This is a genomic window from Pseudoalteromonas sp. TAB23 (assembly GCF_000498075.1).
GTDB lineage: Bacteria > Pseudomonadota > Gammaproteobacteria > Enterobacterales > Alteromonadaceae > Pseudoalteromonas > Pseudoalteromonas arctica.
Genome location: NZ_AUTP01000358.1, coordinates 1 through 15,960, shown reverse-complemented (window position 1 = coordinate 15,960; position 15,960 = coordinate 1). Strand labels below are relative to the sequence as shown.

15 protein-coding genes and 2 pseudogenes are annotated in these 15,960 nt (G+C 40.5%); 10 read left to right on the top strand and 7 right to left on the bottom strand.

Translation table 11 applies throughout. From position 1 onward, the window contains the following. The coding region (locus L654_RS0124285; protein ID WP_024609300.1) for an RDD family protein at positions 1 to 848 on the bottom strand (848 nt) is incomplete at its 3' end. Positions 849 to 1,000: 152 nt separating this feature from the next. After that, positions 1,001 to 2,086 (bottom strand): alkene reductase, encoded by a 1,086-nt coding sequence (locus L654_RS0124280; RefSeq protein WP_024609299.1) that lies wholly within the window; start codon positions 2,084 to 2,086, stop codon positions 1,001 to 1,003. 180 nt (positions 2,087 to 2,266) lie between these two features. Here L654_RS0124280 and L654_RS0124270 point away from each other — a divergent pair, with 180 nt between their 5' ends. Further along, on the top strand, positions 2,267 to 3,034 hold the full coding sequence (locus tag L654_RS0124270) for a hypothetical protein (RefSeq protein WP_024609298.1): 768 nt from the start codon (positions 2,267 to 2,269) through the stop codon (positions 3,032 to 3,034). An 82-nt stretch (positions 3,035 to 3,116) separates the two neighbouring features. Then, positions 3,117 to 3,641 carry a CIA30 family protein gene (locus L654_RS0124265; protein WP_024609297.1) on the top strand — a complete coding sequence of 175 codons (525 nt, stop codon included), beginning with the start codon at positions 3,117 to 3,119 and terminating at the stop codon, positions 3,639 to 3,641. 21 nt (positions 3,642 to 3,662) lie between these two features. Here the strand turns inward: L654_RS0124265 and L654_RS0124260 are convergent, their stop codons facing one another. From L654_RS0124260 to L654_RS0124240, 5 genes are all read right to left on the bottom strand, one after another. After that, the gene (locus tag L654_RS0124260) at positions 3,663 to 4,187 is read right to left on the bottom strand and encodes a hypothetical protein (protein ID WP_024609296.1); all 525 of its coding nucleotides are present in this window, start codon (positions 4,185 to 4,187) and stop codon (positions 3,663 to 3,665) included. A gap of 146 nt (positions 4,188 to 4,333) precedes the next feature. Next, positions 4,334 to 4,588 (bottom strand): hypothetical protein, encoded by a 255-nt coding sequence (locus L654_RS0124255; RefSeq protein WP_024609295.1) that lies wholly within the window; start codon positions 4,586 to 4,588, stop codon positions 4,334 to 4,336. Positions 4,589 to 4,613: 25 nt separating this feature from the next. Continuing rightward, entirely contained in the window at positions 4,614 to 5,090 is a 477-nt protein-coding gene (locus tag L654_RS0124250; protein WP_007585579.1) for an FKBP-type peptidyl-prolyl cis-trans isomerase, read from the bottom strand. Between the two features lie 2 nt (positions 5,091 to 5,092). Next, the gene (locus tag L654_RS0124245; RefSeq protein ID WP_024609294.1) at positions 5,093 to 7,513 is read right to left on the bottom strand and encodes an AAA family ATPase; all 2,421 of its coding nucleotides are present in this window, start codon (positions 7,511 to 7,513) and stop codon (positions 5,093 to 5,095) included. Positions 7,514 to 7,590: 77 nt separating this feature from the next. Beyond that, on the bottom strand, positions 7,591 to 8,049 hold the full coding sequence (locus L654_RS0124240) for a zinc ribbon-containing protein (RefSeq protein ID WP_024609293.1): 459 nt from the start codon (positions 8,047 to 8,049) through the stop codon (positions 7,591 to 7,593). A gap of 196 nt (positions 8,050 to 8,245) precedes the next feature. On the opposite strand from L654_RS0124240, the gene leuS reads away from it, so the two are divergent. From leuS to L654_RS0124200, 8 genes and pseudogenes are all read left to right on the top strand, one after another. Next, entirely contained in the window at positions 8,246 to 10,834 is a 2,589-nt protein-coding gene (leuS, locus tag L654_RS0124235) for a leucine--tRNA ligase (protein ID WP_024591123.1), read from the top strand. Between the two features lies 1 nt (position 10,835). Continuing rightward, positions 10,836 to 11,327, top strand: coding sequence for an LPS assembly lipoprotein LptE (lptE, locus tag L654_RS0124230; RefSeq protein WP_010554703.1), 492 nt, complete (start codon positions 10,836 to 10,838; stop codon positions 11,325 to 11,327). After that, on the top strand, positions 11,327 to 12,364 hold the full coding sequence (gene holA / locus L654_RS0124225; protein WP_024609292.1) for a DNA polymerase III subunit delta: 1,038 nt from the start codon (positions 11,327 to 11,329) through the stop codon (positions 12,362 to 12,364). Before lptE ends, holA begins: the two co-directional genes overlap by 1 nt. A 21-nt stretch (positions 12,365 to 12,385) precedes the next feature. Further along, positions 12,386 to 13,021: a nicotinate-nucleotide adenylyltransferase gene (gene nadD, locus L654_RS0124220; protein WP_024609291.1), complete on the top strand. Its 636-nt coding sequence runs from the start codon at positions 12,386 to 12,388 to the stop codon at positions 13,019 to 13,021. Between the two features lie 55 nt (positions 13,022 to 13,076). After that, positions 13,077 to 13,394 (top strand): ribosome silencing factor, encoded by a 318-nt coding sequence (gene rsfS / locus L654_RS0124215; protein ID WP_007585564.1) that lies wholly within the window; start codon positions 13,077 to 13,079, stop codon positions 13,392 to 13,394. A 37-nt stretch (positions 13,395 to 13,431) separates the two neighbouring features. Further along, complete coding sequence (gene rlmH / locus L654_RS0124210) at positions 13,432 to 13,902, top strand: 23S rRNA (pseudouridine(1915)-N(3))-methyltransferase RlmH (protein ID WP_007585562.1); 471 nt, start codon at positions 13,432 to 13,434, stop codon at positions 13,900 to 13,902. A gap of 9 nt (positions 13,903 to 13,911) precedes the next feature. After that, a pseudogene (gene mrdA / locus L654_RS01000000126795) lies at positions 13,912 to 15,785 on the top strand (penicillin-binding protein 2). Continuing rightward, positions 15,782 to 15,960: pseudogene (locus L654_RS0124200) on the top strand (rod shape-determining protein RodA); the annotation flags it as partial. The pseudogenes mrdA and L654_RS0124200, both read left to right, overlap by 4 nt.

The window sequence follows — 15,960 nt, the reverse complement described above, 5'->3', positions numbered from 1 at the left end:
CCGCCGTAGCGACCAAAACAATCTAATAAACCTAATGGCTCACCGCTTAGGGCGACAACACGGATATTACAAACCTTTTTACCCGGCGTTTGGCCGCGCCAAAGTAACGAGAACAACGTAAAGTAAACAGCAGCCCAGCCAAAACCTAAGCCTAGGTCTTGAATAATGCCTTTGCTCCACTGCAAAATACTATTTGTGGTTGTTTGTGCAGGTTTTTCTTCTATTAACTGCGCAGGCTTTATTTCGTTATTTTCACTGAGCACTAGTAGCTGTAAAAGTACGGTAGCAAGTTGTGGGTTTTGTAGGTCGTCCATTTCTGCTAATTTAGGTACTTGCCCGATTAAATTATCAAGCGCGTTTTGTTGGCAAGGTTGATCACAGCTTTCATCGGCTGTTTGCGCTAAATAAGTATTTACCCGTTGTTTTTCTGCGGCGGTAAGCCGAATTTCACCTTGTATTTTTACGCCCTGAATAGCTAAACTTTGATCAGCGTTATCGTCTTCTAGGTAATCAATGCCAATTGAAAGCACAGTAAGTGCGCTTACAAATAAAATACTTGCTGCCGTTATTTTTAAGATTCTTCGCCACACATTCGACATTTTTGGCAGGTATTGCTGCGCCGTACCTTTATAAAAAGCCATTGCAGCAACAAATGCTATTAAAGCCGCGCTGAGTTTGGCTGCTAAAAATATCAGTGCTACATCAATAATAACCGCTAATGCACGCCGAATTGGCGTAGCTAAAGGCAAGCCCAGTAAAGCACTGTCAATTTTAAAGGCGTAGGGGGTAACAACTTCTCGGGTTTCAGAATTTGATAATTCTAATTGTTCTATCTCTTTGGCTTTCATTTATTTTCTTGTTATTAAAATAGGTAACCCGGTTAACTTACGCGTTTTTTATTTTTTGCTCAAGATAAAGCTAATAGAATCAGTGCACAAAAAAGGGCTGCATAAAATGCAGCCCTTCATGTTTTTACTCAATGTTTATTACTTACTAGCAATTATACCGTTGGATAATCGGTATAGCCTTGCTCTGCACCACCAAACAAAGTGTCGGGGTTGTGGCTGTTCAGAGGCTTGCCTTGCTTTAAGCGGGCTGGTAAGTCTGGGTTTGATACAAATGGGCGACCAAAGCCAATCATGTCAGCCCAGCCTTCGCTAAGTGCTTTGTCTGCGCGCTCTTTTGTGTACTTGCCTGCGTAAATTAATACACCGCTGTAGGCTTTACGAATAGCGTGTTTAAACTCAACACTCATTAAAGGTGCGTCATCCCAATCGGCTTCGGCTATATGCATGTAACCTACACCGGCTTTATTTAATGCCTCAGAAACCGCTAAATAAGTTTCCTCAGGGTTTTCGTCTACTGTGCCATTAAGAGTTGTTAACGGGGCTAGTCTTACGCCTACTTTGCTGCTACCAATTTCGTCGCTAACAGCATTTACCACTTCAATTAAAAAACGTATTCGGTTTTGCACGCTGCCACCATATTCATCGGTGCGAGCATTTGATTCTGAATCTAAAAATTGGTTAATAAGGTAACCATTAGCAGCATGAAGCTCTATGCCATCAAATCCTGCATTAACTGCATTTTTAGCAGCTTGGCGAAATTCGCCTATGACATGCGTAATATCTTGTTTGCTCATTTCGCGTGGGAGTTGGGTGTCTACAAACCCCGGCGCACCGTTTGTACCTACAAATACTTTTACGTCTTTTGCAGCAATGGCCGAGGCTGAAATAGGCTGCACGCCACCGGTGTTGTCACTATGAGTTACACGGCCAACATGCCAAAGCTGAGCAAACATCACGCCACCAGCGCTATGTACTGCGTGGGTTACTTTACTCCAACCTACAACTTGCTCATTTGAATAAATACCCGGAGTCCAAGCGTAGCCTTTGCCAAGTTCACTAATTTGTGTGCCTTCGCTTACAATTAGCCCGGCACTTGCGCGCTGTGCGTAATATGTTGCCATTAAGTCGTTAGCTATATCGCCAGGCTGTGTTGAACGCGAGCGAGTCATTGGGGGCATAACAATACGGTTTTTTAATGTTTTACCTGCAAGTTCTATTGGTTCAAAAAGTAATGTCATAATGCCTCCTAAGTTTGATTGCGCTCATAATAACGTAACCAAGCACATGCAAAAACCACAAAAACTGCAAAATAGTTTTGTTGTATCTGCAATAAAGCTACAAAGTAAAACACATTAACTTTAGGTGAACTAAATGTATTTTATTGACTCTTAACAGCACTATTAAGTTGAGGGTTTGATGTGAATAAAGGGAATGCGTGGCCGTGGGTTATCTCGTTATGTATACATGGCGTGTTGCTATACTTATTACTTTCACATAAATTACTTTCGCAAAAAATAAAAGTTGAAGTACCTCAAACAAAAAAAGACACCGTAATAAACGCTTATGTAATGGTTAACTTATCAACGCAACCTAAGTTAAGCACCGTTAACACCACCACTAACGCACCGATTGCTGAGCCTGCAAAGTTAGAGGTAAAAAAAGCACCTGAATCTGTAAGCACTAATAAAATACCTACAACTCAAACACAAGTTACTAAAGCACCCAAACAACGTGACGAAAAACCAAAAACAACAACAGTAACAAAGTCCACTATTACAAATAAACCTCAACCCCCTGCCCACACCATTAATACCAACACGCAAACGTTTAAAAAACTTAACCCGTATGCGCCTATTTATGGCGCACCTATAAATAACTTAACGCATAAAAAAATGGTCACGTTTGGCGAAGCTGATAACTCAGATAGTACTGATGATGCAATAGCTGCCACGCCCACAATTAAATCACCGGTTAAATCACAAAAATCGGAAGTTATTAGCCAAAATACAATAGGCACACGACGATTAGAAAAATTTAACGGTAAATGCTATTTAATTGATACTTCAACCGTATTTGGTAGTAATGGCATGCCTCAAGGTAGCGCGCAGACCTGCCCTGGTGAGCAAACTGATGATGAAATATTATTTAATAAAATAATGGATAAGTGGGCTCGTAAAAATAATTAGTTTTAAATTAGTGAACAAATACATTATTAAAGCGTATTAGTTATAAGTACTCCACTTACTTAATGCCAATTAGGAAACACGTATGACAACAAAGCAACTATCATCACTTTTTGTATTTAATTTATTAGTTGTAAGTGCACAAGCGAATGCAAATCAGCGCTGGTACGTTGTTAACGACTCAGTAATGGGCGGTGTATCTAATAGCCAAGTAACACAAACTCAAGAAAGTTTGCTTTTTACAGGCAATGTTTCGCTTGATAATAACGGCGGTTTTGCATCAATACGTACAGAGCTAAATACACAAAGCCAAAACACTAAAGCTATAGCACTGCGTGTTAAAGGCGATGGACAAACCTATCAGCTCAGGCTCAGAACTACCAATTATCTTGATGGCGCAGCGTACACCCACTCATTTAAAACAGTAAAAAATGAATGGGTAGATATAAACTTTGCTCCGAGTGATTTTACTTTAACGTATCGCGGTCGCGTGCTTGAGCAACAACCGATTATTGATTTTGACGATATAAAACAGCTAGGCTTTATGATTGCAGGCAAGCAAGAAGGTAAGTTTAAACTTGAAGTGGGTAAAATTGAGTTTAAAAGCTAACCCACCAGCATGTTGGTGGCGCTAAATAGTATAGTCGTCGCCCCGCCTCTTCATTTCACTAATAACCAGCTCAACCATTTGTTGTTTTATTGCTGCTTGCTCTGACTTTAACTCCCCTAATTGCAGCTCTAACATATCTATTTGTTCTTGCTGTTGCGTGTTTTTATATTTTTTTGCACCTAGGTGGTCAGCATCTAAAACTGAATTTGCATCACTTTTATCTAACTCACTTGCAGAAGTGTTTATAGTTAAACTACGTTGTACGGGGCTTTGTTTAAGTTTATTAATTTGCTCTTGCAGCGCAATAACTCGTCCAGTGAAGTGCTTGTATACTTTTTCTAGGTTTTTATATTGATTGCCAAACGTAGCGTTATCTTCACTATATTCTTGCGCTTTGGTATCTAAAAACTTTGATAACACATATTTTGGCTCTTCCTCGCTCTTTTCTTCACTCGCTTTTTCAACAGGTAGTTTATCTGATTGCGCTAAAGTTTGAGTATTTGAGCTGTGTACTTGGTATGGAATGGGAGTCGGTGAAATCTTCATTATTTTATCCCTAAAATAGCTTTGTAACTATTATAGGTATCGACTTCGTATTAAAATCCTTGAGTAAATTTTAATGTTAGCTAAAAGCAAAAAGCCCCACTTTATTAAAGTAGGGCTTATACCAATTTATTAAACTAACTCGTTGCTTACTTAGTGCTTTGGTTATCTTGTGAGAGCGCAATAAGTGCAAACGCCGCATTTAAGCGAGTATTTAAATTATTATAAATAGTCATTCCAAACACACCAATAATACAAACTATTAAACCCATTTGTAGGTTAACGCTCATCTCTAGTAAAAAAACAGCTGCAACGAGTAAGCACAGCGCTAATGCATAAATAATAGATTGAAAGGTAAAGTTAATATCACCCTTGGCTATTTTAAGTAATTCGTCTTTATTCATAATTTACTTCCTTGTTATTTGATCACTAAGACTCAATTGCCAGTAACTCTACTTCAAATATAAGTACTGAGGCAGGAGGAATACTCCCTACACGTTTTTCGCCGTACGCTAATTGGTGCGGTACATATAGCGTGTATTTATCGCCGGGGCTCATAAGTTGTAAACCCTCAGTCCAGCCTTTAATAACTTGGTGTAAACCAAAGCTAATCGGTGTTTTACGCTCTACTGAACTGTCAAACACAGTGCCGTCGATTAGTGTGCCGTGGTAATGCACGTTAACCATACTTTTTGGGGTTGGTGTGTTTTCGTTTTCGCTTTTATGGATTACTTTATACTGCAAGCCAGAAGTCGTTTCTACTACGCCTTCTACCTTTGCGTTAGCGGCTAAATAGTCTGCACCTATTTGTGCATTTATGCCTGCTTGTTGTTTTGCTTTTTTACTATTTTGAAATATTAAAAAACAAAAAATGGCGATAACTACCGCCAAAATTATATTAATCATCATTAACCTTTTTCGTTATCTAGCTCTTCGTCTTTTTCGTCATCATCGCCGTTTACTATGTCGGCAATCTCTTTGAGGCGAGCAAGTGCAATACCGTTTACTGAGTTTTCTGGATACTGGTCATCAATAATATCGCCAGCTTCTATATCCATTAACAAGTTAAGCGCTTGGTCTACGGTTTCAACTGCGTAAATATTGAATTTACCCGCTTCAACCGCATTAAGTATTTCGTCATCAAGCACTAAGTTAACTTGGTTTGATTTAGGAATGATAACGCCTTGCGAACCTGTTAAACCACGCATTTTACACAGTTTAAAAAAGCCTTCTATTTTTTCGTTTACACCACCAATGGCTTGTACATCACCATGTTGGTTTATAGAGCCTGTAAGCGCAATTGATTGGCTAATAGGTAGGCTTGTAATAGACGAAATAAGCGCACACAGCTCTGCTAAAGATGCGCTATCGCCATCTATGTAACCATAGCTTTGCTCAATGGCAATATTAGCGCTAAGCGTTAAGCTAAAGTGCTGCGCATATTTATTACCTAAATAACCGGTAAGCAACATAACACCTTTTGAGTGAATTGCTTTACCAAGCTCAGCTTCGCGTTCAACATCTATTACGCCATCGGCGCCAGCATAAACCGTTGCCGTAATACGCGCAGGGGTACCAAATGAGGTATCGCCAATGTGTAATACGGTTAAGCCATTTACTTTACCAATGGCTTGGCCGTCGGTTGCAATAAGTGTGTGACCTTCTTTTATATCACTGAGCATATTTTCGCTAATTTGGCCGGTACGGTATTGCTTGCCTTCAATGGCTTCGTCAATATGGTGCGCGTCAATAACGGCTAATTTGTCTTGTTTTGCGTAGTAACTGGCTTCTGCAATAAGTTCAAGTACATCAGCAAAACGCGCTGATAATTTATTTTGATGCTCAGCTTGGCGGTAACTAAATTTAAGTAAACGCACCATAGCAGCCTGCGTTGCAGTGCACTTTAATGTTTGCTCGCAATACTCGGTTACTTTAGTAATAAACTGGTATTGCAATTTATCGCTACTTGGCAAGTAGTAATCAAAGTCGGCTAATACTCTAAATAGCTCTGCAAATTCTTCATCGTATTCACCTATGGTGTAGTACAACTCGCGCGAACCTAATAAAATAATTTTAACATCAAGCGGTATAAGCTGCGGGCGAAGTGTAAAGCTCGTTCCTACTGTGCTGTCTTGATACGGTAAGTCGTTTTTAATTTGATGTGTTTTTAACGCAAGTTTTAAACCATCCCACACTTGTGGGTTTGCCATGATTTTTTCAGCGTCCATAATTAAATAGCCGCCATTAGCACGATGCAATGCACCAGCCTGAATTGAGCGATAACAGGTAATTAAAGAGCCTTGAGATGTTGAGTACTCAATTTTGCCAAATATATTGCCAAACGTTGGGTTGGGCTCGTACACAACCGGTGCTGCGTCGTCCTCTTTAAACTCAACTAAAATGTTAGGTGCAAAAAAGTCGGTAAGCATGCCTTTGCGATCAAAGTCTTCTTTGCTTTCTTCACTTTCATCTTCGTCATCTAGCCATTCAAGTACCGCGTCTATAATTTCAACGCGTATATCTTTTAAATAACGCAGTACGCCAATATGAGTTGCGTATTTATGTTCTAAGTCTTTTAAAAGTGGTTTAGTGGCTTGCTCTGCAGTCGATTTTTTAAGATTGCGTTGTTTTTCTTTTGATTCGCGTTTCCAACGTGGCAGCTCTATTAACGCTTCTATTAATGCATCTTCTAGCTTTTCAATTTTTTCAAAAAACTCTTCACGTAACGTTTCTTCAAGTTCGCCAAATTCGCTGTCGCTTAATTGTTTACCATCTACAAGTGGTGCAAACCCTACTGAATTCTTTTCTTCAACTAATGCAACGCTTTGCTCAAACGCCACAATTTCTACTGCGGTAATAGCACTGTCGTAGGCATCGTTAAATTCACGATCGATTGATTTTTTCTTACGCTGATACGCTGGGTTATCAAATGCCGCAGGAAAGGTGTCGAGTACTTCATCTAAAAATGAATCTATATCGTCACTAAGTTGCTTACTTTGACCTGGTTGCATAAACAGCGCAATAGGTTCTCTGTGGTCATCGTAATTGTTTACGTATAACCATTCGTTTGGCGTTGAGCGGTCTTTTGCGTGTTGTTTAAGTTTATCTTTAACAAGCGTAAAGCGCCCGTGAGCGGCCTCGCCCATTACATAAACGTTGTAACCCGGCAGTTCCATCCCTAATGAAAAATCTAAAGCACTTTGGGCGCGTTGTTGGCCTATAAACGTAAGTTGCTCTGGGTATGGATTGTTCATACACGTGTTTACGTGATTAGTAGAAATACTCGGTGCGAGCTTTGAAACAGATAGTGGCAGCAATTTTTTCGTCATTCTAACTTCTTTTTTTACCAGCATATTCGCTGGCCTTTGGGCGTATTAAGTGGCCCGCAGCCACTTAATACTTATATTTAAGGGTGCAGTGCCTTACGACTAAAATAGATTCCATCACATTCAATACACGGTGTAATTTGTGTAGCGTGATAAACATCGTAACTATGGGTGCAATTCTTACATACTAATGTGCCCATGGCTATCCATTCGCCTGCGTGATACACACCATTGTGCTTAAAATCTTGGCTAAGAGATTGCCACTCAAGTTGAGTTTTATCTTCTATGTGCGAAAGTTCAAACCAAAGAGACTCTTTAAGCTCTTGCCATGCAAGCGAATTATAGTGTGATTCGTTCTCTACTATATGTTCAATATCATTCTTTAAATAACTTTTGTAGAGCTCATATCTTTCTTGACTTAAATCTTTAAGCGCCTGCTCAGATTCAACAAACCCAGAAACCACATCTTTTAAACCATGCTCTTTCACATCTTTTATCCAATGGGTAAAACTGCCAAGCCATGTTTTGTAATCAGTCATTTTTTACTCCTTCAAAATTGCTGTTAAATCAGTCTGTAACTTATGTCTTTAGCTAACCACACTATAAAAAGGCAGGTTAACCTGCACTGAAAGTTACAATTTAATAAAAGCATGTTTTTGACGCTGTGAATAGTGTTTTATTTGGGGTATCCTAACGGCAATTTTTTATTAGTTTGCAAGAAGTCTGGAACCATAGATGCAAGAGCAATATAACCCGCAAGATATAGAGTCAAAAGTACAAAGCTACTGGGAAGAAAACCAGGTATTTAAAGTCACTGAAGATGAGAGCAAAGAAAAGTATTACTGCCTTTCTATGTTCCCTTATCCGAGTGGTCGACTGCATATGGGTCATGTGCGTAACTACACCATTGGTGATGTTGTTTCTCGTTTCCAGCGCCTGCAAGGCAAAAACGTAATGCAACCTATGGGTTGGGATGCGTTTGGTTTACCTGCAGAAAACGCTGCTATTAAAAACAAAACAGCACCAGCTAAGTGGACATACGAAAATATTGATTACATGCGTACCCAACTTAAGCAATTAGGTTTTGGTTATGACTGGGATCGCGAAATTGCGACGTGTCATCCAGAATACTACAAGTGGGAGCAGTGGTTTTTCACTAAGCTTTACGAAAAAGGCCTAGTGTATAAAAAAATGTCGACAGTTAACTGGGATCCAGTGGATCAAACTGTACTTGCTAACGAACAAGTTATTGATGGTCGCGGTTGGCGTTCAGGCGCTGTGGTTGAGCAAAAAGAAATTCCACAGTGGTTTATTAAAATTACCGACTACGCACAAGAGCTACTTGACGATTTAGACAAGTTAGAAGATTGGCCAGAGCAAGTTAAAACAATGCAGCGCAACTGGATTGGCCGCTCTGAAGGGTGTGATATTGAATTTAAACGCACCGATAACGACGAAACATTTAGCGTATACACAACACGTCCAGATACCTTTATGGGTGTTACGTATGTTGCTGTTGCTGGTGGTCACCCTATTGCACAAGAAGCCGCTAAAAATAGCGATGCTATTGCAATGTTTGTTGAAGAATGCAAAAACACCAAAGTTGCCGAAGCAGATATGGCAACAATGGAGAAAAAAGGCATCGCAACAGGCTTTTACGCCACTCACCCATTAACGGGCGAGCAAGTACCAATTTGGGTTGCTAACTTTGTATTAATGCATTATGGATCAGGCGCTGTAATGGCAGTACCTGCGCACGATCAACGCGACTTTGAGTTTGCAACAGCGTACGGTCTAGATATAAAACAAGTCATTGCGCCTGCTGAAGGTTCAGATCTTGAAGTAAACCTAAAAGAATCAGCATTTACCGATAAAGGTGTACTTGTAAATTCGGGTGAATTTAACGGCCTTGATTTTGAAGCTGGTTTTAAAGCGATTGCCGATAAATTAGAAACACTCGGTGTTGGTGAGCGTAAAGTAAACTTCCGCCTGCGTGACTGGGGTGTGAGCCGTCAGCGCTATTGGGGTTCTCCAATTCCAATGCTTAGCGATGAAGATGGTAAAGAACTTGCTGCAACAGAAGATATGCTACCAGTTCGCTTACCAGAAGATGTAGTGATGAACGGTGTAACTTCACCACTTAAAGCAGACCCAGAGTGGGCTAAAACAACAGTTAATGGCGCACCTGCGTTTCACGAAACTGATACGTTTGACACCTTTATGGAATCGTCTTGGTATTACGCTCGTTACTGTAGCCCACGCTACGATGAAGGCATGCTAGACCCTGCTGCTGCTAACTACTGGTTACCAGTAAATCAATACATTGGTGGTATTGAGCACGCTATTTTACATTTATTGTACTCGCGCTTTTTCCATAAATTATTACGTGACTTTGGTTTAGTTAATTCTGATGAGCCGTTTGACCGCTTACTTTGTCAAGGTATGGTACTTGCTGAAACATTTTATCGTAAAGATGAAAAAGGCGGCGACATTTGGATTTCGCCAACTGATGTAAACACCGAAACCGACGAAAAAGGCCGCGTTACTAAAGCATGGCATAAGGAAGACGGCGAGCCGGTATTCTCATCAGGTATGAGTAAAATGTCTAAGTCTAAAAACAACGGTATAGACCCACAACATGTAATTGCCCAGTACGGTGCAGATACAGTGCGTTTATTTATGATGTTTACAGCACCGCCAGAGCAAACGCTTGAATGGTCAGACTCAGGCGTTGAAGGCGCGCATCGTTTCTTAAAACGTGTATGGAAATACGCGGTAGACGTTAAAACAGTAGGTTACCAAGCACTTGATAAATCAGCGCTAACTAACCCGCAAAAAGTACTACGTCGCGACTTACACAAAGCAATTGCTAAAGTGACTGATGATGTTGAACGTCGTCAAACCTTTAACACCGCTATTGCAGCCATTATGGAGCTTTCTAATAAGTTATTAAAAGCACCACTGAGCGACAAACAAGATGTAGCGATTGCTAACGAAGCACTTGAAGCATTAGTTATTATGCTTGCACCTATTACTCCGCATTTATCGCATGAGCTTTGGAAAGAGCTTGGTAAAAAAGGCGAAATTTTAGATGCTGCATGGCCAAAAGTTGACGAGTCTGCACTTGTTGAAGATGAAAAACTAATCATCGTACAAGTAAACGGCAAGCTTCGCGCTAAGTTAACAGTGGCAGCTGGTGCAACTCAAGAGCAAGTAGAAGCCCTTGCGTTTGCAGAATCTAACGTTACTAAATTTACTGATGGCTCAACCATTCGTAAAATCATTTACGTACCAGGCAAGCTACTTAACGTGGTAGCTAACTAATATGGCTGCATTTAACGCCATTAAAAATGGACTAGCCTTAGTGCTAGTCTGTTTTTTGTTATCAAGCTGTGGCTTTCATTTAAAAAAAGCCTCTAGCCTGCCTGATAACTTAAAACAGCTAACACTTGTAGGCGATGACGAAAAATCGACTTTATTCACTGAGCTTAAAAAAGAGCTTAAAGCGAGTAACGTAGAGTTAGTATCGTCAGCTAAAGATAAAGCCCAATTGTACTTACGCAAAGAAAGCATTGAACGCCAAACACTTTCGCTGTTTCAAAACGGCCAAGTTGCTGAATATGAGCTCGCTTATGGCGTATCGTATGTAGTTAAACGCCCAGGTGAAAAAGCGATAGAAAAACGTTTTGAGCTTTACCGTAATTATCAAGACGATCCGGATCATGCATTAGCAAAAGCAAAAGAGCTTGAGCTACTTATTAGCGAAATTCGTGAGCAAGCCAGTCGTCGTATTGTTAGAGAGCTGTCGCAACTATAATGCGCTGCTACGCTAATCAACTACCGAGTGAATTAAATAAAGGGCTAAAGCCCTTTTATTTAGTATTTGGAGAAGAGCCTTTTCAAGAAGCGCAGTGCGTACAACAAATTCGCGACAGTGCTAAGCAACAAGGTTTTGATGAAGTAATTAAGTTTACTTTAATGCAAGGATTCGATTGGCAAGAAATTATAGCCCAGTACCAAAGTATGTCGCTGTTTAGCGCCCGCACTATTATTGAGCTTGATTTAAACCAACAAAAGCCAGGCGTTATTGGCAGCAACACCTTTAAAAAAGTAGTTGAGCAGGTTAATCCCGATACTATTTTAATTGTTAAAGGCGCTAAAGCCAGCCAAGAAGTACAACGTGGAGCATGGTTTAAAGCTCTTGATAAGCAAGGTGTATTTGTACCTTGCTACCCGCTTACGGGCTCTCATGTAAAACGATGGCTTGATGAGCAATGCCAACGTTTATCACTTAATATGCAAAGCGACGCCAAAGTAAGCTTAATAAATGCCACCGAAGGCAACTTGTTAGCCTGTTTTCAGGAGCTTGAAAAGCTCTCGCTGCTGCACGGCAATGCATTAATTACTCAGCAATTAGTAATGCAAGGCCTATTAAACCAAGCCAAATTTGATATTTTTGATTTAAGCGATGCGCTATTAAATGGTCACGCTAAACAAGCTATAAAAGTATTAAACAAACTTGCCAGCGATAACACCGAAGTGGTGAGTATTTTGTGGGCTATAACCAAAGAGCTTAATACACTTATAAGTGTGCAACTTGGTTTATTAAATGGCGAACCTATCGCTAATTTATTTAAACAAAAAGCAATTTGGAAAAACCAACAAGGTCCAGTTCAAAATGCTATTAACCGTTTAAACATGCACACACTAGAACAAATAAACAGTGATGTTGCGTTGTTTGATGCCAGTTACAAGCAAGGTAATTTAATTGCACCTTACCAAGCGCTTGCTCATATTTGTATTAAATTTTGCCAGCCGCTCAACATTCCTATGCCGTGCCACGCGGTTAATTAATAAATAGCTAATGGGTGTTAAATGATCGCAATTTTTGGTGGCACTTTCGACCCAGTCCATTTAGGCCATCTAAATATGGCGCAGCAATGCGTAAATGCGTTTAATTTGGATACGCTTTATTTTATGCCCTGTGCATTACCTGCACATAAAGCAGCTCCGGGTATTAGTACGCAGCACCGAATTAATATGCTCAACGCAGCTATTGCTCCTTATCCTCATTTTGAACTCGATTTAAGAGAACTTAATCGAACCGGTCCATCGTATTCGTTGCTGAGCTTACAAGAACTTCGTAAAGAACACCCCACTACACCTATTTTATTTTTAATTGGTATGGACTCATTTAACAACCTAGATAAGTGGTTTGAGTGGAAGGCAATAACGCAGCTTTGCCATATTGTGGTGTACCAGCGCCCTGCTCAACATTGCACTGTAACAGGTGAGCTCAAAAGCTATATGCAACGCGCAAATGCCGGCGAAGTAGCGGCACTTAAACACTCACTTGCAGGTAAACTTTATTTTTTACCGGGCGAAATGCTCGATGCGGCCTCAAGCACCATTCGCGAACAACTGAAAAAAAGTAATAAAAAGAATGAACTATTGCCCGATGCAGTGAGTCATTACATAGAAGTGCATCAGCTCTATCAAATTGATGCTTAAAAACTCCTAGCGTGTTAAAATGCGCGCCATTAAATTTTTAAATTGAGACAAAACCTTGGATTCAAAACAACTACTCGCCTTTGCTATGGACAAAATTGACGATATGAAAGCGCGTGACATCGTTCATATTGACGTTACTGGAACATCAGATATCACAGATTACATGGTAATTTGTTCTGGTACTTCTAAACGCCACGTACAGTCAATTGCCGATCACTTAGCAAAAGAAGCGCGTCATGCAGATTCAGAGCCATTAGGTTATGAAGGTGAAGGCGACGGCGAATGGGCACTGGTTGATTTAGGTGATGTGGTTGTACACGTGATGCAAAACGAAGCACGTAGCTATTACGATCTAGAAAAACTGTGGGGCTAAACGCTCACTCATTTTAGACAATGCTTGGAAGTAATACGTGAAAATACAAATGATTGCTGTTGGTACTAAAATGCCAGCATGGGTAGAAACGGGATTTGCAGAATATCAGCGCCGCTTCCCTAAAGATATGGCCCTAGAGTTAATTGAAATTCAAGCCGGAAAACGTGGTAAAAATGCAGATATAAAACGTATTTTACACATTGAAGGTGAAAAAACATTAGCGGCTATTCCAAAAGGCAATCGTATTGTAACGTTAGAGGTAACAGGGAAAGCGCTGGATACTCACCAACTTGCTAAAAATATGGAAAAATGGCAACTCGATGGCCGCGATGTAAGTTTACTTATTGGCGGACCTGAAGGACTTGCTCCAGAGTGCATTGCAGCTTCTGAGCAAAAATGGTCGTTATCTAATTTAACATTGCCGCACCCTTTGGTGCGTATAATTGTTGCAGAGAGCCTTTACCGAGGCTGGAGCTTAAATAACAACCATCCTTATCATCGCGAGTAACCCCTTGCCATGCTAAAACATAGACCCACTATTCGTGACCACTCCGCAGAAGCAAACTTATTTGCTAGGCGAGCATTCGTGGGTTTTGTTTTTGTATTAGGATTAGTCGCTGTATTACTTTCTAATCTTTATACTATTCAGGTAGAAGATCACCAAGACTACCAAACCCGCTCCAACGATAACCGCATTAAAGTTATTCCTATTGCACCCAACCGTGGTTTAATTTACGACCGTAACGGTGTGCTACTTGCTGAAAACAAACCTGTTTACAACCTTGAAGTCATCCCCGAAGAGGTAGATGACCTTGACGAATCGCTTGATCAAATAAGTAAAATAATTGCGATTACAGAGCAAGATAAACAAGACTTTTTAAAAGATATAAAACACACCCGTCGTTTTAAATCACAAGTATTAAAAGCCCGCTTAGACGAAACTGAAGTGGCGAAATTTTCGGTTAATCAACATAAATTCCCTGGTTTTAGTATTGAGGCACGTCTGGCTCGCTACTACCCATTTGGTGACACGCTAACGCATGCGCTTGGATATGTTGCCAAGCTTAATAGAAAAGAGCTAAACCAATTAGAACAAGAAGATCGTGCAACCAATTACCGTGCTACATATGATATTGGCAAGCTCGGATTAGAAAAATACTATGAAGAGACATTGCACGGTAAAGTGGGCTCACAACGGGTAGAAGTTAATAACCGTGGCCGTGTAATTCGCACTCTAAGCATGACCCAGCCACAACCTGGTAGCGATTTAGTACTTACCTTAGACATTGGCTTGCAACAAATTGCACAGCATGGGCTTAAAGATATGCGTGGCGCTGTTGTAGTTATGGATGCAAAAGATGGTGGCGTGCTGGCACTTTATTCAAACCCAAGTTACGACCCAAACTTATTTGTACACGGCATTAGCAGCAAAAATTATAAAGCGTTACTTAACCAAGACCGTCCGTTAATAAACCGTACTACGCAAGGTCGTTATGCGCCTGNCCTGCCTCTACGGTAAAACCCTTAATGGCTGTATTAGCGCTTGAAGAAAATATAGTAAATGAATCAACATCAATGTGGGATCCTGGTTTTTTTCAAATTCCAAATGTTGAACACAAATGGCGAGATTGGAAACGTTGGGGCCATGGTCATGTGGATGTATACAAGGCGATTGAAGAGTCGTGCGATACCTATTTTTACGATGCGGCTTACCGATTAGGCATTACTAAAATCAGTGATTTTATGGCCCGTTTTGGCTACGGCGATTTGTCAGGTATTGATATTCATGAAGAAACTACTGCTATTCTACCTTCAAAAGAATGGAAAGAAGGACGCTTTAAAGAGTCTTGGTGGCGTGGTGATACTATTTCGGTAGGTATTGGTCAAGGTTACTGGACTGCTACACCAATTCAAATTGCAAATGCGACTAACATATTAGTTAATCGTGGTATTAATCATCCACCTCATTTGGTGCAAGTGATAAAAAAAGATAGCGACATAACGCAAATTAACAACGAAGAAAAACCCCCTGTTATTTTAAAAGATCCACGCCATTGGCAGGTATCGTTAGATGCAATGCATAATACAGTTCAAAAAATATCAGGCACAGCGCACAAAGCATTTAAAGGCACTAACTACGACTCGGCTGGTAAAACAGGTACTGCACAGGTAGTTAGTATTGCCCAAGGTGAACGCTACGATGCAGAATCGCTTAAAGAGCGCCAGCGTGACAACACAATTTACGTAGGGTTTGCACCTTACAACGATCCTAAAATTGTGGTGTCGGTTGTATTAGAAAACAACCACGGCGGTATTCAAATTGCTCGCCAACTTATGGATTACTACTTTGCAGCCAATCCAGTTAATCTTGCAAGGAACGATACACCATGACCGCTTTGCACGATAAACGCTCTATTTGGATGCGTATGCATCTAGACCTACCACTGCTTATTGCATTACTCATAATGATGGCTGGTAGCATAATGGTTGTTTACAGCGCAAGCGGCCAAGACTCTTCAATGATGATTAGGCACATGACTCGTATGGGCGGTGCGGTTGTTGCTAT